Below are 22,434 nucleotides of genomic sequence, written 5' to 3' on the forward strand. Positions count from 1 at the left end.
GTACGCTACCCTTTGAGCGAACCGAGTGTAATACCTTTGACAAAATACCGCTGAATAATCGGGTAAACCAGTACAATTGGACCTATCGAAATGAGTACGACAGCGGCACGCACGTTATTCAGCGTCAGCTCCGTACGCGTTGTACTGGCTTGCGCGATATCCTGCGCCTGCTGGTTGACTGCCGCCAGCATCTCACGCAGTATCATCTGGATCACGGTATTCTTTGGATCACGGATGTAGATGATGGCATCAAACCAAGCGTTCCAATGCGAAACCGCAGCCCATAGTGCTATTGTAGCCAGTACCGGGACGGAAATCGGCAGAATGACCCGCGCCAGCAACGTTAGGTAGCCGGCTCCATCGATAAAAGCCGATTCCTCGAATCCTTTATCCAACGTCTGGAAAAAGTTTCGCATGATCAGAATGCTGAAGATACTTACGGCAGTAGGCACGATCAACACGAGAAAATTATCGATCAAGCCTAACTTTTTAATCAACAGGTACGTCGGAATCAAACCGCCTGAGAAGAACATCGGAATCAGGAAATAGATCGTCAGCGAGTTGCGAAACGGCAGTTCCCGTTTAGACAGTGGGTAGGCTGCGGCTATGGTGAATAGGACGATTAAGGCGGTGCCCAGCGCTGTCCTCACAATGCTGTTGAAATAGGCGCGCGGAATGCTCTCATAGGAAACGAGAAACCGGTAGGCGTCGACGCTCCATTCCTTGTTCCACAGATGGATGCCGAGCGAATCCGAAGAACCTGGCCCTGCGAATGACAGAATGAGCGTCTGCCAGAACGGATACAGCACGGTAAGCGAGAATAACAACATCACGACGCCGATTGCAAAGGAGGCGATCCCATCCCAACTACTCCCCCCGCCGCTTCTCCTCCGTACCCGGGTTGTCGAAAGGTTCATCATTACCACACTCCATGCTCACTGTATTTGCGGACGAACAGGTTGGCCGTGACAAGCAGCACAACACCGACGACATTCTTGAACAAGCCGACCGCTGCGGCATAATCAAATTGGAACTGCACCAGGCCGGTACGGTAGACGTAAGTATCGATAATATCAGACACTTCGTAGACTAGCGGATTGTATAAATTGAGTATCTGGTCGAATCCGCCCTCCAGAATGTGGCCGAGTCGCAGCAGGAACAGCACGATGATGATCGGCATAATCGAAGGAACGGTAATATGGCGCATTTTCTGCCATCGATTCGCACCGTCGATCGAACTCGCTTCGTACAGTTCGGGCGAAATGCCAGCAATCGCCGCGATATAGATAATCGCTCCCCACCCGACTTCCTTCCAGATGTCGCTGGCGATCAAGATCGGGATGAAGTACGTTTTGCTGGCGAGAAAATGAATCGGCTCCGCTCCGAATAGTGAAATTACGTAATTGACGATGCCGCGTTGTGGTGAAACGATTTCTACTAAAATGCTGGCGGCGATGACCCATGACATGAAGTGCGGCAAATAGGAGATGCTTTGCGTTATTTTTTTGAACCGCTCGAGTTTGATTTCATTGAGCAGAAGCGCGAACACGATAGGCGCCCCAAACCCGAACACCAACTTTAGGCCTGAGATGATTAGCGTGTTGCGTAGCGCCCGAAGAAAGACAAAGTCACTAAATAGCGTGCGAAAATGCTCCAAGCCGACCCACGGGCTATCCCAAATACCCTTGGCGATCTTAAAATCTTTGAAAGCGACGGTAACACCGTAAATCGGAATGTAGTTAAAAATAAACAGATGGGCTACGGGCAGCAGGAGTAGCAGATACAGTACTTTCATGCGCTTCATCTGCTTCCATATGATCTTTCTTTTTGCTGCCAACGTCGTTGTTGCAATTGCGCTCACGTGAGATGACACCTCGATTCGTTAAGGCACGAAACCGTCGTTGTAGACGGCTTCGCACGTGCTAGTGTGTAGTTATTTCTTCAACAAGTCAGCCGTCCGTGGCGCTTTATCCAGCTCTGCCATCACTTCATCACCACCGTTGCTCTTCCATCGTTTCAAATAATCGTCCCAAGTAGCGCCAATGTTCACTTCGCCCGTTATCGATTTGAACAAGTATTCGTTCGTGATCGTCGTCAGCTTCTCTGCGTATTTCAGCTTCAACTCTTCCACCTTGGTTGTTTTAAACAGATCGTATTTGACCGGTTGAATGTTGAGCTTCATGCCCTTGTCTTTGTTGAAGAAATAATCGTTCACTAGCTTCATGACATCTTTCGGCGTCTGGTAGGTCATCAGTTGCTTGCCGGTGATACCAAAGCTGTAGTAACCCAGACCTAACTTGTCGTCGGCATTGACTGCCTTGATCGGCATTGCAGCCGAGTTGAACGGCTCGCCTTCCCAATTAAAGTGTGTGCCAGCTTCTCCGAACTTGCTTAGTACGATACCTTCTTTGTCGAAATTGACGTAATCAAAAATTTGTAGAATGCGGGTCAGTTTCTCGTCGCTGACGTCCTTGCGGACAATAAAGTCGTAACCACCGAGTGTAGTAACAGGTCGATATGCAGCAGCACCTTGTTGTCCGTTCGCTCCGATCTGAGGCGGGGTAAACAAAATTTTCGCATTCGGATCTTTATCCAGTAAATTGCTTGGCGGCCTGCCGCTTACAGCCAATCCGGCGGCGGCATATTGCCCTTGCGCACTGCCGATTTTGCCGGTAGAAAATTTCTCCCACGCTTTCGCGCGGTTCAGCGTCACGAACTCAGGATCCACATAGCCTTTTTTGTACCAGTCCGCCATCAAGGTCAGGAAGTCCTTGTATCGGTTCGACACGTTCGCGTTCGTTAGCTTGCCGTTCTCCTCCACACTCATGTCGAAGCCTGCACCACTCGCGTCAACACCTAGACCAAACGCCCCCATATAGGTGCCTCCCCACCAGGAGAAGGTGTCATTAAACGGCGTGAAGGCGTAGGTATCCTTCTTGCCATTGCCGTCCGGATCTTGATTGACCATGGCATCAAACAGCTTCGCTTCCTCATCAAGCGTAAACGCTTCCGTCGTAAAGAACACGCGTTCGCGTCCAGCGGAAGTACCGATCGGCTGTGCGTTTCCTTTCGGCTTGAAACCGAGCTTCTCCATCCAATCGAGCCGGTACATATTACCCCAGACGAGCCCTTCGACGTTCTGCGACAACCCCACCAGCGAGAAATATTGATCCGTCTTCCCCGGCGCCACGCTCAGCTTCCAACCCGGCGCGTTTTCATCTAGCATTTTAGCGTAGTTAGGGGCGTATTTGAGAATCAACTCTTTCGGAATCGTACGCGACACACCATCTTCATACAGCTTTTTAGCATCGTTGGCCGAGAAGAACGTCGCTTCTGGCAGCTCTCCAGACGCCACCATCAGATTCACTTGGTCACGGTTGTTGACGTCGATCTTCTTGTTCTGCAACTTGACGTTGAATTTGCTCTCGAGCTTCTGTTGTACGAAATTGTTGTCCTCTACCTTGCCCCTTGCATTCATCCCCACCCAGCTAATGGTCAGCGTTTTATCCATCGATGCTGTCGGCGCTGCGGACGAGGCAGTTGACTTACCCTCACCCGGCGTAGAGGAAGAACTCCCGTCGCTGCCGTTGGAACACCCGATTGCCGCAGTGGCTAGCGTTAAGCTTGTTGCAAGCAGTAATGCGGGGCGAAACGTCTTGTTCGTGAACACATTCATGGTAAGGAAACCCTCCTTGATCTATTTTGCAAGCGCTTTATTCGTTGCTCCATCATCATAAGGGATTGGGCTTCACAGCAATGATACGATCGTTAGCCGATCTAACACAATCGTCATCACTCTCGAATGGACTCGTACGGGATCCTCACCATCACAGTCGTCCCGCCCCCCTCCTTGCTTTCAATATCCAGCCCAAAGCCCTCTCCGTAATGCAACCGCAGCCGTTTGTTCACATTGTAGATGCCGATTCCACCGTTATCACTGCTGTCCTGCAGCTTTCGTTTGATGTCCTGCAGTCGGTCTGGAGATATGCCTTGCCCATCGTCTGCCACGATGATGACTACGCAATCACCGTCGCGTACAATCGTGATGGCTGTGATTACCGATCGCTCTTTCATGGGAACGGCGTGATGAAACACATTTTCGAGCAGGGGCTGCAGTACGAGCTTGACGATTCCGCAATCGAGCAGCGTGTCGTCCACTGTCCAGTGGCATTCAACATGTCCCTCCTGCCTCTGCGCCATCAACTCTACGTACACTTCGGCATAGGCGATCTCTTCCCGCAGTGACACAATCGTCCGACTATGTCCAGACATGTAACGGAACAGACGGCTCAGCCTATGTATCAGACCGACGGCACGACGCGTTTCTTGCTTCTCGACTGTAAATACAAGGCTTTCCAGCGTGTTGTACAGGAAGTGAGGGTTAATCTGCGCCTGCAGTGCGAGCAGCTGCAGCTCCCGCTTCTCGTATTCGAGACGAAGCTGACGATGATTCGCGATCAACGATTCGTCCACAAGCAACTCGATGCGATCAAGCATCCGGTTGTACGTTTCGCTTAACCGGTTCACTTCTTCGATGCCATATGATTTGGATGACAGTGACCTGGAAGCTCCGGTTGCGACTTCCTCCATTCGAAAGCTTCCGAGCTTGCGGAATGGATGAACGAGGTAGCGCGACATCGCTAATGAGAAGAACATGGCGAGCACTAATAAGCCAAGCAAGATCGAAATGTCGTCGTAGATGAGATCATTGGTCTGTTTACGCACAGACGATACGTCGAATTCGGACACGAAATACCAAGGTAGGTGCGGAAGCTTGCTCGAGAAGCGGTATTCGTCCTTCTCCTTCGTACCACTGTCCTGCCTGCCAATCATGTCCGGATTTGAATGGGACACGATCATTCCGCTATCGTCAACGATGAACGCATTGCTGTTGTTTTCTTTAAAATCTGCATACAGATTGGCGAAGAAAAGCGTGTTCACATCTAGGCTGATCGTCCCGATGGATTGTGAACCAGTACTGTAGATGGCAGCACCAAGCCGGATATAGGACGATCCGCCACGTTCCCGAACCAGCTCGTAGCCCAGGCCAGGCATCGAACGCTTCACCGATTGTGCCGTCGTTTCGCCTCCGCTCCGCACCGGATAGAAGTTTGAATAAAGCAGCCGGTTTTGCCGGTCGTAAATGCTGAGCGTATCACGGGCTAGCCCCATGTATTCGTTTTTGCGGATCCAGTCCGTGATTTGTTCCGACGATTGCGGCGACTCGCTCGTCATGAGTCGGCGAATGAAGAGATCATAGCTGATACGCGCCAGGCCAACGGACTTCTGGTCGATGAACAGCTCGATTCGGTGACTCGTGTTAGAGAACACCGTGCTGTACGAGTCTCGCAGTTCGTTGCCGACAATGCGCATGGACTGCGCGTAGAAGCTGGCGATAAACACTACAATCGGAAGCAGAATGGTGACGGCAAAATAAAGAAGGAACCGAGATTGCAGCGAAAGCGAGCGTTTCTCCTCCTCTGAAGCCAGTCGATCGCCTAGGGCCTCGTACCGCTTCATCCGCTGAAGGAAACGAAATAGCGGCCGAAGGATGGCGCCGGAAAGGAGTGGCGACATGACGAATGAGAGCAGTACGCAGGAGCTGAGCATGATCGCAAGCAGCTTGAGAATAAGCGCTAACTGCTTGCGGTGAATGGAAACGTTCTCCTCATATACGATCGTAAAATCGTACATTGTCATCCGTTTGACCGTCACGGTCCCGTTGCGCACTGCCTGCTCCCCTGGACCGTATTCGCCATCGGGCAAATTGCCCAGGCTAGCTAAATTGTCTGACGCCACATCAACGCCAACGAATACCGGATCGCCTTTGGCATCGAGCAACGCCATATGGCTGCTGTACGGAATTTGTCGCCGGAAGAAATCTTCGTCCAGCAGCAAGAACGCATTCCCTCGCAAGGTGCCGTCGCTTGACTCAAGCGCGGTCCACAGGAACGGCTGATTGCCAAGCCGCTCTATAGCGTCCCGCAGTCTCGTATCGGTTACGGATTGCGGCTGCAGACCAAAGAACGGAAATGCCTGGCCCTTCTTTACGAATTGGACCGTCTTACCCTCGTCCACTCCTGACTCGCGGAGTGGCAGATTGGCTGAATACAGCTTGTCCGAGCTGTACTGCGTGCGCGCTGTCTGAATCAAAATACTGCCGAGAAACGGATTGTCCTTCTTCAGGTTGAAAAGCAATGTCTCCACGTCAGCCGATGCCGTAGCCCTCGTGTAAGCATCCGCTGGCGTCGCGTTTTCGATTACGTCGATATAACGGGCGATTCGGTCGTCCACGCGTAAGTGATCCATCACGTTGAAGGCATCATCGAAGCTGCGGACGAGATCGAATTGAATCTGATTAACCTTCATCGACTGGATATGCGACATTTTATCTTGAATGAACGACTTCGTCTTGAAATAAAAAAGCGTGCTGATCAAAAGCAGTAAGATCAGCGCGACAGTAAAGGAAAATAGCATTAGAAAGTTGCTCAGTTTCATTTTTTTTGCTGACATGGCCTCTAGCCTCCTTAACTCGTCCGTTTGATGCGATAGGCGAGAGGCGTGACGCCGACAACTTTTTTGAACAATTTATTGAAATAGGAAAAGTTATGGAAGCCTACCTCGCTGCAAATTTCATTAATTTTCGCATCCGATTTCAAGATCATTTCGGCGGCCATTTCGATTCGCACTCGATTCACGTAATCAATGAAGTTTTCGCCGGTTTCACGCTTGAAGAGAGAACTAAAGTACTTCGTATTCAGATGTAAATGATCCGCAACATCTTCGACCATCATTTTCTCCTGATAATTGACAGCTACATAGCGTTTGGCCAATAGCACGTATCGATTGCCGCTGTCTGGCAGCGATTCGGCGCGTTCGGCGACGGAAGCCATTGTATTAGCGAACCAGGCTTGCAGTTGAGCTAGCGTCTCTAAACGCTGGATCGTGACCAGCGATTCGGACTTATCAGGGAAACGATCTCCAGCGTTGCGCTCTTGCATACTGCGGTCGAGTGCGAATACGATCTCCATACAGCCAAGCCGAATATCAGAGATGCGCTGCGGCGACCCCCCAGTCAGCAAGCCGAAATAGGCGTGTACGAATTTACGCGCCTCTCCCGGCTGCCTGCCTGCGACCGCCGCAATCAGTTCGTTAGCGATCGGTTGCTGCCGATCCTTGACGGGACTTGAACTTGTTATGTCTGCCTCATTTGACGGCAAATCTTGGCGAAACAGAATCGTGTTCGCCCCTTGGAAGAAACGTGCGCTCAGGGCATAGTTCGCTTCATGATAGGAAGCGGCAATGGCACCTTTCCCTTGATGCAGATTGCCAACCCCGGCAATCATGCCTGTTCCGATCGGTAGAGTGGCATCATAAGATCGCAACTCCTCCCCTATTTCTCTTAAAGGTGACAGCAGATCCAGCTTGCTGATGGGAAGCGGGCTATGAATGAACAATACAAGCCGGTTGCCGTAAGGCAGTGCGACGGCTGACCGCAGCAGCGGCCATCGGCTCCCGGATTGTTGGAAGAGTCGCTGCAGCGCAAGCATCGGACCGAAGTCGGTTGCTGAATCAAATGTGCAGACGACGATACGCAGATAGACATGCTTCCCTTCCGCCTGGAGCAATAATGGCCAGTCATCGTCGCTTGATGTCACATCCTGCAGATGTCCTTGCAGCAAGCGAACCAGCTTCAGCTCAGTCGATTGGGCCGCAACCGGCTTCGTGATGATTGCCGCTTCATCTTGGCTCCACTCATCCGTGACAGAGCGGACAAGCTCGGCTAGTTCCTCTTTGACGATCGGTTTGAGCAAATAGCCTTTGACCCCGGAACGAATCGCTGATTGCGCATAAGCAAAGTCATTGTAGGCGCTCATCAGGATCATCCGAAGCCGTGGGTGCTCCGCATGAACGAGTGACGCTAACTCCAAACCGTCCATAACCGGCATCTTTATATCCGAAATGACCAAATCCACCCGCTCCGATCGGATGCGGGCTATAGCTCGCTCTCCATTGGATGCGCTTACAATCTCATGTATGCCATAATCTCCCCACGGGAGTAAACCTTCGATTCGTTCACATACATTTTTTTCATCATCGACAATCAGCAGTCGGCCCATTCGCCTTCCATCCTTCCGGTTCCACTTGGTATAGTTGAGCTTGCTTCAAGGTATTCGATATTTCTCGACATTTCCCTGCCGGTAAGCACAGCTGGATGGCAGGCGCCGACTCTTCGTCAGACGGCACCTTGATTCGGACGGTTCCAGCGAATGCGGGCGGCATAAATATGGTTGTTGCTGCCGTAATGCTCGCAGCCGGCCGGTTGCATCCATTCACAAACTGTCACCCACGTCTCCGCTTCGTTCACATGAACAACGCCGAAATTGCACAGCCGTGCTCCCCGCTCCGGAATGAGTACGCGTTCGGAAGAACGAATTAGGCACAGCCGTACCGGATCGACTTCGGCCATGAACAGCGGCGCCCGATGACGGAAGACGTGACCATTGTTATCCGCTTTGCGGGTATAAACAAGATACAAACCATCACTGTGTGACACCCAATGCTGCTGCGTATTGTAAGTAGGCACGATCGTGCCGTCGTCCCATGTCCAAATGACAGGTTCCTCGAAGTGGAGACCGTCCTCACTTCGCGCGACTGCGCCTCGGTTATCGGCGCGTAGCGTCAAATAATAGGTCCCGTTGTAGGATACTAGCGAAGGCTCGTAATAGCCGCGGTCCAGCCCGAGCGTTAGCTCCGAACCATGCTCGATGTAACGCAGCTCATCTCCCTCAAGCCGACAGCGTACGACGGTACTGAACATATGCGGGTTATCGCCTAGACGCCCATAAACTGGCAACAGTATGTCGCCATTGTGCATATCAACACGCTGGGTGCAGCCCGCACCGGTATTGGCCAGCCTAGGCGGCATCGACATCTCCCGCAACGGTGCCCACACATGCGCCGCATGATCGTAAACGGAATATCCCGTCGATCGTCGTCGATCATGGACCAGTTCGCCATCGCGATATAGGACCGTGTGTCCGGTGCCAAGCAGTTTCCCCGTTGCCGCATGCCATGCCGGTGTAAAGTCGGACAGTCCCAGCAACGTACCGTCCAGCTGTTGTCTCAGTTCGAAGCCTCGCATCAAGCTCGGCTCTTCCCAACCCGCAGCGACTGAGCGCATGTGGTGCAGTGGCCCAAACACATCTGAGCCAGCGAGCGTCAGCTTCTGCAGTGTCAAGATGATCTGCGGCGCCGCGCCAGTACCAGCAACCGGCGCAATGACGCCTGCCCGCGCATGCACCCAACATGCTGATTCCGTAAACCCGCTGCCTGCAGAATCCAATTGCACCGTATAATCCAGCTTGGATCTCGCAGCGACTTCTTTTCTGGGAGCGCCAATCCGTTTCGTCTCCCCTGTCCTTACCTCAACTGGCTCACCATCCACGCTAAACCAGACTGAAATAGCCGATGGATTGAACACCAAGTCCCCAGCCACGGAGAAACGCAGCCGTCGCAGGGCATTACGGTAACCAGAGAGCTCTATGTTCGTTGCGTACCACACGTCCTCCCGACCGCCGATCAGCGCACAAAAATCTTCAAGTTCCTCCCAGTTGCGATCGCGTTCGAATTCGTAGCTGTGTCCGTATATATACAACAGACCCATACGGGAATGACGCTGCTCCAGTGTAATGAGTTTCTGCGCAAACGCGAGCATATCTCGATGATGACAGGTTGGTCCCCACGCGAACGGATCTTCGGGGATCGTAAATTGTCCGTGACAAGCTGTCGTTCTGGCGTATTCGACGCCCACCGCTTCAATCAACGTGGCAGCCTGCCGGTTCCAAGCGCCGAATGGATATGACAACCCGGTAACGGGGTAGCCAACAAGCATTTCCAATTGCCGCCGATCCTCGGTGATCTCACCGATCACCCGCTCGGGCGGCAGCTGATCCAAGAACGGATGATGCACCGTATGCGCCGCGACTTCATGTCCAGCGAACAACGAGCGCAGCTCCGCGCCTGACAAAAAGCCCGGCTGATCAAGCCGTCCTGAGTTCAAATGAAACGTGCCGCGCACTCCGTGGCGGTTCATGATGGCTACCATACGGCGGTCATACACTTGACCGTCGTCGTAGCTCATCACGAGTGCTTTGCGTCTGCCTTGTGCGAATAGATCATAGCGAATGTTCATTGTTCTGGGCTCCATTTCTTCTTACATGGTTCCTCCCAGTATAAGTCTGGTGCACATACGTAACTAACACAATCGTTAGCACAATTGTCACGATTTCCACTTTATCACCGGATATTTCCTCCGATTATTCATGTCATTGTAGCTTGAATCTGTGCAGATGTTCGGTCAAATGTTCTCTCCTTAAGATTTCAATCTGCTTGTCCCCGATGAGGTCATAATGTGGATATTCATCACGAAGATGTATGTATGCTGGATTTAAACCATTTGCTAAGCACCATTTCTTTAATCGTTCTAAGTCACAGCAGCCTACCTTTGTAATCGTTTTTACCCCTGGAAAGCGAGGTTCTACCCAATAATGCGTTAAAAAGGCAATTTCTCCTTGTAAACATTTGCGTTTCCATTCATTCAGTTCAAGTCTGGAAATTCCGAAAGCCATGTCATCACTCTCCTATTCCGTGCCCAGGCTCCTTTTAATATGCAATAGTATGAAACTTTTCCCTTGAAAAACATACACTGGCAAACAAAAAAACGCGATAAGCGATGGACGTTGGCCTACATCCTTGCCGCGTTCTAGGTTATCTTCCTTTAGATTCCCCTGAAACCATTAGGCAGCCGACCACTGTCGCGAATCGCACGAATCTGTCTCAGTGTCAGGTATTTGTCAGTCGAGATCAGCGAATTCGCATCGTTGCCGCTAATGATGTTATCGAAGTCGCTGACGTTCCTTACTCCGTGAAAGACTTGAAAAGCTCCCCTGAATCGCGTGAGGCTGAAGAGTACGAGCGTTGCGCCCGGGTTTGTGGAGAAGAACCGAAGGCTCTCCATCCCTCCCAGTGGTATGTCGAAGTTAGGGATACCGATGTTGCCGCTCAAGATGGCATTGGCGCCCTGAAAATACTTCTCGCTGTACACGGTCAAGCGGGGGTAAGTGACTTTTGCTTGGACTGGCATTGGCATTCAACCACCTTTCACTGTCTACAATATGTGGACAAGCGAAGGAATGCTTGGACGTAAATCAGCGATTGTAAAAAAAACGGGCGTACTCCCTCGTACAGTAATGCATGTAATTAGCTCTGAGAATGAGGATGTTGACTGAGATTATATAAAATTTCTTGATCAATCGGTATGCTCAGTTGCTTCAACGCTAATAATACTGCGCCTGCTACAGGTGAGAATGTAGGCTTAATAATCTTATACTTCTTGTTGTTTCCTTGACTCAATTGGGAAGCGAGCCTTTGTTGGAAATAGTCACTGTGAACAACACTACCTACGAAAGAAACGTTGACTTCTGCATCGGAAAAGTATGCTGCGAGCATTTCAACCCCCGTAATTATCTGATGGATTGCACGGTCGCAAACGAGTGTAGCCAATTGACTATTTTGAAGCGCCGCCTTGGTGATTAATGGAGCCATTTGACCAAACTTTTTATTACGTTCTCGTTGATCTGAAACAAATCCTTGCCTCGCAAGTTGAGATAACGCTTTGACTGTGGCCAGATCCCAAAATTGTAGGATATCGATGACCAAATCATGATCACTATCGTCGACGTTGCCCGAAAGAATTTCGAATGTGGCGTCATAAGCTAGAAATCGAGCAGCACTAGCTGCATAATGATGCAGGTCATAATTCCTGATCTGCTCTCCTTCCTCATTTATCGCATAAATAATTGACCCTGTTCCCGCGATTACAATAACGCCCGGTTCTGTAAGAAGTGCTCCACTATGAGCTACTACCGCATCATTGACGTGTTGTTTCAAGCAATTTAATCCCTCTACTACTGTCAATGGTAGTACCCACTCAAGATCCGCTTTAGAATCAAAACCAGCAATTCCCGCCGTCAACGCTTGCACATGTGTCACATTTCTTCCCGCCTGGGCTAATGCCTTTTCGATGGCTTGTTGCACATTTTCCCTTGCTTGCAAATCCTTATGTATGGAAGAAGCCCCATTCTCTATGTAGGATAGAACGTTTCCTGCGAGATCTACGGCCATTACCCTCGTATGGGTGCCGCCTCCATCAATACCAATAACAATCTCTTTCATTTCCTGTACGATGATCGATCACTCCTCATGCAAAGTGGATGATATGATTACAGATATAACAAACATTAACGCTAGGTGAAGGTTTGCAGTTTATCGAATTGGTACAGCTAAGATGATATGCAGCAATTCATTCATTTTAAAATGCTTGGTGATGTAGCCATTCGTTTCAAATACATCAACGAGTTCTAATAGCGGCATATAATCCTCGCCCTTCTCACCTACTGCGCCTTCCATGCTGTCCGTCATTAAGTCAGCGATACAGATTCGACCATGTGGTTTCAATACTCTACGCATTTCTTTAATCGCCAACCGCTTTTGATCATCCGTTAGGTGATGAAAGGCAAAACTCGAAACAACAAAATCAAATTTTCCGTCCAGGTAGGGCAACGCTAGGAAATTGCCAAGCTTGGTTTCCATCTCTGGAAATTTGCGTTGACACTCCTTTAACATCTCAATGGACTGGTCGACTCCCGCCATTACTACGCCTTCAACAATCAGACGGCCGGCTAGATTTCCAGTTCCTGTTCCGATATCAAGTCCCCGTTCCCCACGGACTGGTGACACCCATTTCACGATGAGGCGCAGCGCTTCATCGTAATCTTTATATTTCCTTTGGTTTTCTTGCACCAATTGATCGTGATCGCTCGCCAAACGGTCAAACCCCCACTTGTCCTCCCAAGTCCGCTGTTCCCTCAACCTTCTTGAACCTTCCGCGAGCGTATAGATATCGTCCAGCGGAAGTACTTGGTTATTCTTGAGGCTTTCAATCATTTCGTCCGTCGTTTCAATAATCTGTTTCATTTCGACCCACTTGGAAAACATGACAGACCGTTGCAGTTCCAAAAAATATTGTAATTGGTTGTATCCCTGAACTTCAATATCCGACAGTACCTTCTGAATGTCGCTAACCACCATCCCCGACTCCCGTAAGGCAATGATCGTCTGTAAGCGCCAGATGTCTTCTTCGTCAAAGACACGGTAATGGTTGTCATCTTGCTTGGAAGGCGCAATGAGGCCTTTCTCTTCGTAGAAGCGAATAGCCCTTTGCGATATTTTCAATCTGTCTGAGACCTCTTTTATTTTCATGAGGAACCACCTTTTATGTACATTACATCTATATGTTAACTCATTGCATATCATCTTGACCTTCACTTTACGTCAGGGTTTAGTATAAAACAAGACAAAGGAGGCTGAAATGATGAAAAAATTAATCAAAGGCGCGACCATCCTAACGATGGCAAGCAATGAACCATTTGTAGGGGACATTCTCATTGAAGGAGATCGTATAGCAGACATTCAAGCTGATATTACCACTGAAGTTGATGAGGTGATTTACGTCGAAGGAATGGCCGCGTTACCTGGACTTATTAACGCTCACCAACATACGCCAATGAGCTTATTGAGAGGATTTTCGGACGACCTCAAGCTCATGGACTGGTTAAACAAAAAAATGCTGCCCGCTGAAGCCCGAATGACGCCTGAGGACATTTACTGGGGCACAAAACTCGCTATGGCCGAAATGATCAAATCGGGTACGACGGCTTTTGCTGACATGTATATCCACATGAATGAAATTGCAGCTGCGATAGAAGAAGTCGGCATGCGGGCTTCTTTAACGCGAGGGTTGGTCTTCCTTGAAAATGACGGAGGTCGACGAATGTCAGAGGCGGTTGATCTCATCCATCGCTGGAGTGGTAAAGCCGAGGGCCGAATTACCACAATGTTAGGCCCCCACTCTCCTTACACGGTTCCCCCTCAGCCCTTCCTAGAGATAATCGCCCTTGCTGAGCAAGAGAACATTGCCATACACACGCATCTTGCTGAAACCAAAGAAGAAGTAATCAAGATTCGGGAAAAGTATAATCAAACGCCAACCGAATATTTGTATCACCTCGGTATGTTTGACAAAGCTCATGTGCTCTTGGCTCACAGCGTTCATCTTAATCGCCGCGACATTGGATATTTGAAAGGTATGCGAGGTGGCGTGTCTCACAATCCGGTAAGCAACCTCAAACTTGGATGCGGTATTGCCCCCATTATGGAGATGATTGAACAAGGAATTACCGTTGGGATAGGAACAGACGGCGCTGGCAGCGCCACAACGTTAGATATGTTTTCAGAAATTAGAGCTGCAACCTGGTTACAAAAACTGGATTACGGTGACCCCACGAAACTTCCCGCTTTTGATGCCCTTCGCATGGCGACGGTTGGAAGTGCACAATTGTTGAATATCGGGCATGAAGTTGGCATTTTGGAAATCGGGAAAAAAGCAGACATTATTCTGATCGATTTGAGAAAACCCCATTTACAGCCGATCCACAATATTCATTCGCTGCTCGCTTATTGCGCTAACGGATCAGATGTAGACACAACCATCGTAAACGGAAAAGTGTTGATGAAAGATCGCCAACTGCTGACGATCGACGAGGATGAGTTAATCAAGCAAGTATCCATACGTTCGAAACGTATCGTCAGTGGTATCTGATCACCGCTAACGATTAACGCGAGCATTTCTGCTCGCGTTTTTATAGCGTAGTTTCTATTCGAATTTGAATCTTTTAGTCCTAGAGCTGATAGCCAACTACGATCAAACAGCTAAGACATCAAAAACTTACGGAGGAATTCAAATACACGTTGCAACAACAATGCTGTCGATTCTGCATCATACGAAGACAAACTACTGTCGGCAAAGAGGTGTTGATTACCTGGGTACACATAGAGCTCGGCATGATTAGCCGAGGACACGAGATCTTGTGCCGCCTCCAAGTCGCCTTCATCAACGAAATAGGGATCAGCGTCCATACCGTGAATCTGCACCGGTACATCCGCCGGCCAGGGTGACCCGAACATCGAGGTCGGAACGCAAGAATAAAAGAATAATGCTCCACGGGTACCTTCACGGGTCTGGGCGAGCTTCTGAGCCATCAATACACCTAGTGAAAAACCCGCATAGATAATATCACGCGGTAAACCGCTGGCCACACGTGTACCCCGCTCCATTATCTCTTCGAATCCAAGTTCTTTAACGTAGGCCATACCGTCATCGATAGTCGCAAACACGTGACCTTCGAAAAGGTCCGGCACATGTACAGTGTGCCCTTCCTCTCTTAGCCTATCAGCGAAGGTGGATATCCCTTTTGTCAGTCCCAATACATGATGAAACAAAAGTATCTCAGCCATCTCTATCTCCTCCCATGTGGACCTATAAAAATGGCAGCTGATCCTCTGATCGGCTGCCGTTATATTGTTCTAAACAATCCTTACTTGTTAAGCACAACATGTATATATCTGATTCCTAATTTTCTAATATGCAACTACTTTCTTCTTCTCATATTGCTCTATTACACATACTGAATCCATTTTTAGCTTTTGATATAAAGAGATGTATCTATCTAACTCGTGACTAATTGCAATGACTTTTTCATTAGTAAGACTACTTTGCACTAATGCTTCTTGAATCATTTGAAGTCGCACTGTTTCGATTTTTTCTAAGAGGAATTGCTCCATTTACGTATCTCCAATCCTGTTGAATAAGTCGACTAGGATATTATAAAACAGATAGATACAAAAGGTTGTTACTATTTGTCGAAATTCTAAAATAATATTTCAACAAATTCTTTCCTTCTTGATATTATGTTTCAAACAAAAAAAGGCTTTCTCACTTGCTTGTAAGCCAAGTAGGAGAAGCCTTGATCCTTAACACTACTGTTACTTCTGTGAGCTTACTTTTAAGAGAACTGTTACCGCTTCTGCTCTCGTTGCAGGATCTTGCGGCACGAATCGATTATCACCTTTTCCCTGCATGATTCCAGATTGTAACACGAAAGCAACGCTGCTCTTTGCCCAAATCGCTATATCCATATCATCCGCAAAGCTTGTTCCAGAATCCGTCTTGCTAGATTTCCCTAGAGCGCCTGCGATCACTACTGCCACTTCGGCTCGCGTAATTTCAGCGTTGGGACGGAAGCTACCGTCATCATAGCCATGCAGGATACCCTCTCGTACTGCCATTGAGATTGCTTGTTGCGCCCAAGCTCCAATCTCAGCGCTATCTGTAAAATTCAGTTTCCCGCCTTCACCTTGAGGCTTCAACATATTCATCAGCATGACCGCAAATTCTGCACGCGTTACGGTATGATTCGGTTTGAAAGTCCCTTCTGGATAACCAGTGACGAGACCGTCCTTTACTGATTGTAGAATATTTGACTGAGCCCAATGCCCTAAGATATCACTAAAACTTAGTTTAACTGCCTCTCGGTCAACTGCAAATACCGCATATTTCGTAAAATGATTCACATCTACGGTGATTTGATCCCCGCTTACTTTTCCGCCGGGAACTTCTACCCATACCTTGTTCATTTCATCAAAATAGAAAACTGCAGCTCTTTGATCACTTGCTATACTGGCCGTATCAAATGCAAACGTCAGCGTAATCGGTTTGCTGAAGTTCTCGGTGAAGTTCTTCAAAATCTCGAAGATAGGGCTTGCTAGCGTTTCCTTATCCTTAATTAATTCCTGTGTATCCAACACTTTATCAATGGTCACCTTGAGTTCTTTGGATGAAGCATCCGCCGGAATCAAGATCGTAACTTCCTTGTTCAAACTAACTTCGCCTGTTTGACCAACTGGCAGTGTCAAATTGCCATCTGTGGAGGTAATCACTGTAGTAATTGGTGACGTTGGCGGTGAAATTGGACCGCTTCCACCAGGCGCGCTTGGCACATTTGGCGCGCTTGGCTCAGCCCGTTTCACATTAAGCACATAGGAATGTGAACTCCCATCTTGTGCGTACACATCAATGAAGATTGGATTCTGCCCCACATTCAAGTTGGATATCGTGTACACGTACACATTACCGGTGACAGAACTAGTCGTGTAAGTTACACCAGTCACCGATAGAGTTTGGTTAGGATTAGCTTTGGTTAAAGTCATATTAAAACTGGTAACGCTGTTTGGTACTTCCACATTATACGTAAATTCCGAAGGATTGAATGCCAATGCACCTTGATCAACTAACATGTTAGATAGCGATGCATCCGTACTAATCACTTCTCCTGCACCTGCACGAATATCCTGCGTCACTATCGCATCATTATAATTTGGTGCAATGACGGTGATGAGATGGCTTCCTAGTGACAATGCGCCTGCTTTTAATGAAATTTTCCCAGTGTTAATGGTGTACTTCGCTAATGGCACCGTCTTCGTCCCGTCTTTGACAGCTATGATCTCATCCCGCCAATTCACATCATCTGCAAAAGTGATGTCAATCGCGCTCGCTACGTAATTATCGGAGTTATCTGAAGTTAGATTAGGCGAAGGCATCCACGTCACGATTTGAGTAATACCTGTATCGAAATAGTCGGTTGCCGAAATTGTAACGGTATGATTACCTTGTGCGAGTACACCAGCCCTAAAAGTGATTTTGCCAGGTTCGACGGTGTAGCTCTCTAACGGTATGGTCGTCGCTCCGTCCAGTACTGACGTAATGGCACCGCGCCATGCCGCATTATCAGGGAATGTAATAACGATGTCATGCGCAACATCATTGGCTGTAATGTCCGCCGCTAACGCCACTGGTTTCAACTGTACCAACTGGCTGACAACAGCATCACCGTAATGTCGCGTTGAGACTGTTATGGTATGGTTGCCTAGGCTCAGCACGCCGGGATTAAATGTTATCTTCCCAGGGCTAACCGAATATACAGCTGACGATACTGTAACCGTGCCGTCCTTTACCTCGGTAATCTCATTGCGCCATGCCGACAAATCCGGGAAGGTAAGTTCAATTGGACTCTCTGTGTTATTACTCGAGGCGTCCGCGGTCAAGACCGGTGCAGTCAGAAGGAACTTCTGAACACCAGGTTTCCTATTAATAGCAAGGTCTCCCCCAAAAATAAAGGAGCTATTAGCCAGATAAGGAATGCCGTTATTCACAGCTAAGGAATTTGCCATCACCGATCCTTCCGTAATGCCAGAGACACCTACAGATATCCAACTACTTCCGTTATATTTCTTCACAGCTGTTGTACCGTCAGTTAGTCTACATGCTACATAGAGCACGCTTTCAGAATAACTGAAAGAAGTATAACTGATATTACTTGAATCTCCTGTTTTCAAACTCCCGTTGTCTACCCTAGTCCAGCTGTTTCCTTCATACTTTTTCAGTGTGACGCCATAACCCGTTAGCCAATCCACATACGCCACATAAGGTATGCCACTGCTGATGGTCAAGTATGTAGTCGAATATCCGCCTGTCGCAAATGGCCCCAGATTGACCCAACTACCGTTACTTGCATCAAATTTTTTAACCTCACCTGAATAACTAGTCATTCCTTGCCATGTGCCACCTATCATAATACGATCAGGCTTCTCATTGCGATAAGCTACATAGGGGACGCCATTATCAACCGATAGGGAGATCTGCGATACTGGATCCTGTGAAATTCCCACAGTACCTAATAATTCCCAACTATTATCGCTTTCCTTATACTTCTTCACTGTTAGTTTATCGCCATTTGCCCCGTCTTTATAGGCTAGATAAGGGATGCCGTTTGAAACAGCAACTGACATCTCATACGCCCTGTCTGCGGAAATAGCCCCACTGCCTACAAGCTGCCAACGGTTTCCGTCGTATTTTTTGACGATAGCTTTAAATCCACTCGACATATCCGAAAAAGCCGCATATAGACCATCCTCTGAAACAGCGGTAGATTGATAAAATGCAGTTCCTACAAGACCATTCGTCCCTCCCGAAATGGTTTCATCTCCTGCTGAAGACCAATTGCGGCCATCCCATTTTTTCACAAACAGTTTATTCCCATAATCTTCTATATAGGCCAAATAAGGCGTATCCTGAACGAACTTGAGTGACATATTAAAGGATGCCTCTTGCGAAATGCCTTTATTGCCCACATATTGCCAACTACCGAGCTCATTCTCATCTAACTGATTAATCTCGATCCTCCTATCAAAAGGAACGCCAAGAATATCCTTCAATGCACCTGGAGCTATTCGAATTTGATTGTCTAAGCCCATTAGCGGTTTCTGGAAGGTAATGACAATTGTACCGCCACCAAGAATGGAAGAAGTCGTGTTACTAACGGAGTCATCTGGCGTTAAAACGGAGAATTCCGTTGCATCCGTTCTTTTGACCGAAATCTTATTCTTCAACTCCTCTAGAATCCCGGCGTTCGTTTCTTTGGAGGAAAATGTAAGTGTAACTGACTTATTCCCTTCCCCGACGGACGCAGACCACGAGACATCAAGCGAAGGCTCTGGCTCACTTACCATACAATAATTTCCAAACATAGAACCCGAAACAGGAGCAAACTCGCTTTCACTGCATCGTACACCTTCTACGGATGAACCATTAAGTTGGTACGTTTTAGGCGTCAGCTTTTTAATTACCCATACTTGACTTTCAAACGTTGCCCAACCATATTGGACAATCTTTGTGCCAGTAAACGAACAATTCTCTCCTTCGCCGGCACAGTACGTCCATGACGCGGCAGACGCTTCCTTTTCAAATGGATGGGTAAGCGATAACACGGAAAATAAGGCAAACCCCGCTACAAGTAGAGCAAGTTTTAGAATTATGCTTTTCTTTAGTCTTGGAATCAATAACATCGTTGTACTCCTTTAAAAAGCTTATTTTTTAACCGTCGGTTCATTAACGGTTTCTTCTCCTATCAATCTACTACAGCTCAATAAAAGAATAATGAAAGATTCCGCTGTAAAAAGACAAAAACCGCGCAGCACCAAGGCTTCGCGGTTTTTGTCTTTTTTTCACTTAATGCTCGCACAATCGAGTCGTATACAGTACGATTAGACCTATTTTATCCCCCGTCATCTCGTATATCATCATCAACTCGCGTATCACTGACAATGTCCATGAGAATTACTCCCTTACTAATCCAACAATTCAAAAGTTACTAATTTAAAAGTAGGTGCAACCTTTTCATTACCCTACCCGTTTATGATTCTGAAAGCCCAGAAACACAAACAAATCCCACTATGAGGTGAACCAGAAATGAAAAAAACGATCAAAACACTTACACTAACAGCAGCAACTGCATTGCTCTCACTTACTTTAATTGGTCAAAGCTTTGCGGCATCCACTACCTTTACTGACTTGGATAACGTTGCGACAAAAGATAAAATTATCTCCCTTCAACAAGCTGGTATCGTCTCAGGAATCACAACTGACCTATTTGCACCACAAGATAAGCTTTCAACTGCACAAGCTGTTCAACTGTATGTTAATGCACTTGGCCTTAATCTAGACTTAGTACGTTTCGTGAAAGAGCCAAAAGCAACTGATTATTTTGCCAATGCTTCTAATGATGCTTGGTACGCGAATGCGTTTATCGTTGCTGCAGTCAACAGTGTGGATCTTCCGAAAGATCTAGATCCAAACAAAAAAATCACACGCGAAGAATTCACACATCAGCTTGTACGTGCAATTGAAATCAGTAAGGGTCTTCCGTTAATTAACCCCGTTCTAGTAGATATCAAAGATACAGATCAACTCAACGTGGAGTATTCAGGATCTATCCAACGTGCGCTTAAATACGGGATTATTACGCTGAATGCCGAAGGTAAATTTAATCCTAAAAGTGAGATAACACGCGCTGATGCGGCAGAGGAAATTTTCAACGCACTTGCGTATTTGAAAGCTCATCCAACTCCGGTTGTATCCGCTGACCCCATTACTGCAACACAAAGTGTTGAACTGATCAAAGGTGCTCTAGGTGAACTTGGTACAGATATTCAGATTAAAATTGACCCGGATGCCAAAGTGACACGCGAATCGTTCACTTACATGCTGATTCATACGCTTCAAACTAGCGAGAAACTGCCTTTGATTAAAATATCACCTGTAGAAGTAAAAGATAATGATAAGATTGATATCTTACATGTCGGCGCTATCCAAACTGCGCTTGCTCTAGACATTGTCGAACTAAATTCTGAAGGTGCTTTTAATCCTCAAGATGGCATTACGCTGACAGAAGCGACTGAAATTGTGAAAAATGCGACGAAAGCCGTTGACGGTTTCAAACAAAAATAACCACGATTAAAAGTAAAAGCAGACCCATTCACCACGAATCGGTCTGCTTTTTTTATTTTTTTATCATGATCTATCCGAACATCGCAGCCTGCCTCTTATACTGATCTTCTAGTACCAAGCAAACCATGGCTTCTACCACAGGAACAATTCTTGGGCAAATACAAGGATCGTGCCTGCCTTCCGTCCGAATGTCTTGTTCCTCTCCATGGACATTAACTGTTCTCTGCGTAACAGATATAGAAGAAGTCGGTTTTACACTTATGCGAAAAATAATTTCTTGCCCCGTACTGATCCCGCCAAGAATGCCACCTGAATGATTGCTGAGAAATCCGGAATTATCCATTTCATCATTATGCTCACTGCCCAGCATGGAAGCCGCAGCGAAACCTGCACCGAATTCAATACCTTTGACAGCACCGATTGAAAGCATCGCTTTTGCCAATTCTGCATCTAATTTATCAAACACAGGCTCGCCAAGTCCCGGCATAACACCGCGTATCCGACATTCTACTATGCCTCCGCAACTATCGCCAATCGCCGCTAATTGCTCGATTTTTGTAATCATTTTGGCACCTGCAATCGGATCGCACGCACGCACTGCGTTCAGCTCAATCGCATGTTCATCAAAGGTTTCACACGGAATCCCTCCGATCTCCTGCGTATAGGCTAACACTTGCACACCTCTTTGCTCTAAAAGCTTACGAGCTACGGCTCCGCCAGCTACTCTACCCGCGGTTTCCCGTCCTGAAGCTCGCCCACTTCCCCGATGATCGCGGATTCCGTATTTCTGAAGATAGGTGAAATCCGCATGACCAGGTCGAAATGAATACTGAATATCGTTATAGGCCTCTGGTTTCATATCTTGATTATACAAGCTGACAAATAGCGGTGTCCCTGTCGTTTTCCCCTCGAAAACTCCAGACAGAATGTGAATCTTATCGTATTCTTTGCGAGGTGAAGTCACAGAGGATTGGCCAGGTTTTCTCCTATCCATTTGTTTTTGAATATATGCCTCATCGATCTCGACCCCAGGTGTCACGCCATCAACGATAACACCTACAGCGGCACCATGAGATTCCCCAAAAGTTGTAATTTTGAAAATTTCACCAAACGTATTCCCTGCCATATGC

At 47.7% G+C, this 22,434-nt stretch carries 17 protein-coding genes and 1 pseudogene; 4 read left to right on the plus strand and 14 right to left on the minus strand.

Going from position 1 to position 22,434, the window contains the following annotated elements; all coding sequences use genetic code 11:
* Window positions 1-5: 5 nt before the first annotated feature.
* The 6 genes from AC58QM_RS17955 to AC58QM_RS17980 all read right to left on the minus strand — a co-directional run bounded on the left by AC58QM_RS17955 (window position 6) and on the right by AC58QM_RS17980 (window position 9,499).
* Window positions 6-920 (minus strand): carbohydrate ABC transporter permease, encoded by a 915-nt coding sequence (locus AC58QM_RS17955; protein ID WP_497286273.1) that lies wholly within the window; start codon window positions 918-920, stop codon window positions 6-8.
* Complete coding sequence (locus AC58QM_RS17960; RefSeq protein WP_497286275.1) at window positions 920-1,861, minus strand: ABC transporter permease; 942 nt, start codon at window positions 1,859-1,861, stop codon at window positions 920-922. Before AC58QM_RS17960 ends, AC58QM_RS17955 begins: the two co-directional genes overlap by 1 nt.
* Before the next feature lie 72 nt (window positions 1,862-1,933).
* Window positions 1,934-3,478 (minus strand): type 2 periplasmic-binding domain-containing protein, encoded by a 1,545-nt coding sequence (locus tag AC58QM_RS17965; protein ID WP_497286277.1) that lies wholly within the window; start codon window positions 3,476-3,478, stop codon window positions 1,934-1,936.
* A gap of 314 nt (window positions 3,479-3,792) precedes the next feature.
* On the minus strand, window positions 3,793-5,730 hold the full coding sequence (locus AC58QM_RS17970; RefSeq protein ID WP_497286279.1) for a sensor histidine kinase: 1,938 nt from the start codon (window positions 5,728-5,730) through the stop codon (window positions 3,793-3,795).
* Between the two features lie 797 nt (window positions 5,731-6,527).
* Window positions 6,528-8,120, minus strand: coding sequence for a response regulator (locus AC58QM_RS17975; protein WP_497286281.1), 1,593 nt, complete (start codon window positions 8,118-8,120; stop codon window positions 6,528-6,530).
* A 116-nt stretch (window positions 8,121-8,236) separates the two neighbouring features.
* A complete protein-coding gene (locus AC58QM_RS17980) occupies window positions 8,237-9,499 on the minus strand; it encodes a hypothetical protein (protein WP_497286621.1) in 1,263 nt (420 codons plus the stop codon).
* 141 nt (window positions 9,500-9,640) lie between these two features.
* Between AC58QM_RS17980 and AC58QM_RS17985 the strand changes: the two genes are divergently transcribed.
* Entirely contained in the window at window positions 9,641-9,865 is a 225-nt protein-coding gene (locus AC58QM_RS17985) for a hypothetical protein (protein ID WP_497286622.1), read from the plus strand.
* Here the strand turns inward: AC58QM_RS17985 and AC58QM_RS17990 are convergent.
* Both AC58QM_RS17990 and AC58QM_RS17995 read right to left on the minus strand, forming a co-directional pair.
* Window positions 9,860-10,210: pseudogene (locus AC58QM_RS17990) on the minus strand (polysaccharide deacetylase family protein); the annotation flags it as partial. The gene AC58QM_RS17985 and the pseudogene AC58QM_RS17990 overlap by 6 nt on opposite strands.
* 118 nt (window positions 10,211-10,328) lie before the next feature.
* Window positions 10,329-10,631 carry a hypothetical protein gene (locus tag AC58QM_RS17995; protein WP_497286283.1) on the minus strand — a complete coding sequence of 101 codons (303 nt, stop codon included), beginning with the start codon at window positions 10,629-10,631 and terminating at the stop codon, window positions 10,329-10,331.
* A 104-nt stretch (window positions 10,632-10,735) separates the two neighbouring features.
* Here AC58QM_RS17995 and AC58QM_RS18000 point away from each other — a divergent pair, with 104 nt between their 5' ends.
* On the plus strand, window positions 10,736-11,209 hold the full coding sequence (locus AC58QM_RS18000) for a hypothetical protein (protein WP_497286285.1): 474 nt from the start codon (window positions 10,736-10,738) through the stop codon (window positions 11,207-11,209).
* Window positions 11,210-11,262: 53 nt separating this feature from the next.
* Here AC58QM_RS18000 and AC58QM_RS18005 read toward each other — a convergent pair whose 3' ends face one another.
* Both AC58QM_RS18005 and AC58QM_RS18010 read right to left on the minus strand, forming a co-directional pair.
* Window positions 11,263-12,237, minus strand: a complete 975-nt coding sequence (locus AC58QM_RS18005) for an N-acetylglucosamine kinase (protein WP_497286286.1) — start codon at window positions 12,235-12,237, stop codon at window positions 11,263-11,265.
* Window positions 12,238-12,327: 90 nt separating this feature from the next.
* The gene (locus AC58QM_RS18010; RefSeq protein WP_497286288.1) at window positions 12,328-13,323 is read right to left on the minus strand and encodes a MerR family transcriptional regulator; all 996 of its coding nucleotides are present in this window, start codon (window positions 13,321-13,323) and stop codon (window positions 12,328-12,330) included.
* Between the two features lie 109 nt (window positions 13,324-13,432).
* Between AC58QM_RS18010 and AC58QM_RS18015 the strand changes: the two genes are divergently transcribed.
* Window positions 13,433-14,722: an amidohydrolase gene (locus tag AC58QM_RS18015; RefSeq protein ID WP_497286290.1), complete on the plus strand. Its 1,290-nt coding sequence runs from the start codon at window positions 13,433-13,435 to the stop codon at window positions 14,720-14,722.
* A 110-nt stretch (window positions 14,723-14,832) separates the two neighbouring features.
* Here the strand turns inward: AC58QM_RS18015 and AC58QM_RS18020 are convergent, their stop codons facing one another.
* From AC58QM_RS18020 to AC58QM_RS18030, 3 genes are all read right to left on the minus strand, one after another.
* Window positions 14,833-15,417 carry a dienelactone hydrolase family protein gene (locus tag AC58QM_RS18020; RefSeq protein ID WP_497286292.1) on the minus strand — a complete coding sequence of 195 codons (585 nt, stop codon included), beginning with the start codon at window positions 15,415-15,417 and terminating at the stop codon, window positions 14,833-14,835.
* A gap of 123 nt (window positions 15,418-15,540) precedes the next feature.
* A complete protein-coding gene (locus tag AC58QM_RS18025; RefSeq protein ID WP_497286294.1) occupies window positions 15,541-15,744 on the minus strand; it encodes a Spo0E family sporulation regulatory protein-aspartic acid phosphatase in 204 nt (67 codons plus the stop codon).
* Window positions 15,745-15,945: 201 nt separating this feature from the next.
* Window positions 15,946-19,863 (minus strand): hemoblobin-interacting domain-containing protein, encoded by a 3,918-nt coding sequence (locus tag AC58QM_RS18030; protein ID WP_497286296.1) that lies wholly within the window; start codon window positions 19,861-19,863, stop codon window positions 15,946-15,948.
* Window positions 19,864-20,266: 403 nt separating this feature from the next.
* Here AC58QM_RS18030 and AC58QM_RS18035 point away from each other — a divergent pair, with 403 nt between their 5' ends.
* A complete protein-coding gene (locus tag AC58QM_RS18035) occupies window positions 20,267-21,304 on the plus strand; it encodes an S-layer homology domain-containing protein (RefSeq protein ID WP_497286298.1) in 1,038 nt (345 codons plus the stop codon).
* Between the two features lie 70 nt (window positions 21,305-21,374).
* Here AC58QM_RS18035 and aroC read toward each other — a convergent pair whose 3' ends face one another.
* Entirely contained in the window at window positions 21,375-22,430 is a 1,056-nt protein-coding gene (aroC, locus tag AC58QM_RS18040) for a chorismate synthase (protein ID WP_497286300.1), read from the minus strand.
* Window positions 22,431-22,434 lie beyond the last annotated feature (4 nt).

It is taken from the genome of Paenibacillus sp. J22P165 (assembly GCF_059692015.1).

What these genes read in the sequence shown, in the direction of transcription:
- AC58QM_RS17955 (WP_497286273.1), bottom strand. Translation starts at nt 920, where the DNA reads ATGATGAACCTTTCGACAACCCGGGTACGGAGGAGAAGCGGCGGGGGG.
- AC58QM_RS17965 (WP_497286277.1), bottom strand. Translation starts at nt 3,478, where the DNA reads ATGAATGCAAGGGGCAAGGTAGAGGACAACAATTTCGTACAACAGAAG.
- AC58QM_RS17975 (WP_497286281.1), bottom strand. Translation starts at nt 8,120, where the DNA reads ATGGGCCGACTGCTGATTGTCGATGATGAAAAAAATGTATGTGAACGA.
- AC58QM_RS17995 (WP_497286283.1), bottom strand. Translation starts at nt 10,631, where the DNA reads ATGGCTTTCGGAATTTCCAGACTTGAACTGAATGAATGGAAACGCAAA.
- AC58QM_RS18000 (WP_497286285.1), top strand. Translation starts at nt 10,736, where the DNA reads ATGGACGTTGGCCTACATCCTTGCCGCGTTCTAGGTTATCTTCCTTTA.
- AC58QM_RS18005 (WP_497286286.1), bottom strand. Translation starts at nt 12,237, where the DNA reads ATGAAAGAGATTGTTATTGGTATTGATGGAGGCGGCACCCATACGAGG.
- AC58QM_RS18010 (WP_497286288.1), bottom strand. Translation starts at nt 13,323, where the DNA reads ATGAAAATAAAAGAGGTCTCAGACAGATTGAAAATATCGCAAAGGGCT.
- AC58QM_RS18015 (WP_497286290.1), top strand. Translation starts at nt 13,433, where the DNA reads ATGATGAAAAAATTAATCAAAGGCGCGACCATCCTAACGATGGCAAGC.
- AC58QM_RS18020 (WP_497286292.1), bottom strand. Translation starts at nt 15,417, where the DNA reads ATGGCTGAGATACTTTTGTTTCATCATGTATTGGGACTGACAAAAGGG.
- AC58QM_RS18025 (WP_497286294.1), bottom strand. Translation starts at nt 15,744, where the DNA reads ATGGAGCAATTCCTCTTAGAAAAAATCGAAACAGTGCGACTTCAAATG.
- AC58QM_RS18030 (WP_497286296.1), bottom strand. Translation starts at nt 19,863, where the DNA reads ATGTTATTGATTCCAAGACTAAAGAAAAGCATAATTCTAAAACTTGCT.
- AC58QM_RS18035 (WP_497286298.1), top strand. Translation starts at nt 20,267, where the DNA reads ATGAAAAAAACGATCAAAACACTTACACTAACAGCAGCAACTGCATTG.
- aroC (WP_497286300.1), bottom strand. Translation starts at nt 22,430, where the DNA reads ATGGCAGGGAATACGTTTGGTGAAATTTTCAAAATTACAACTTTTGGG.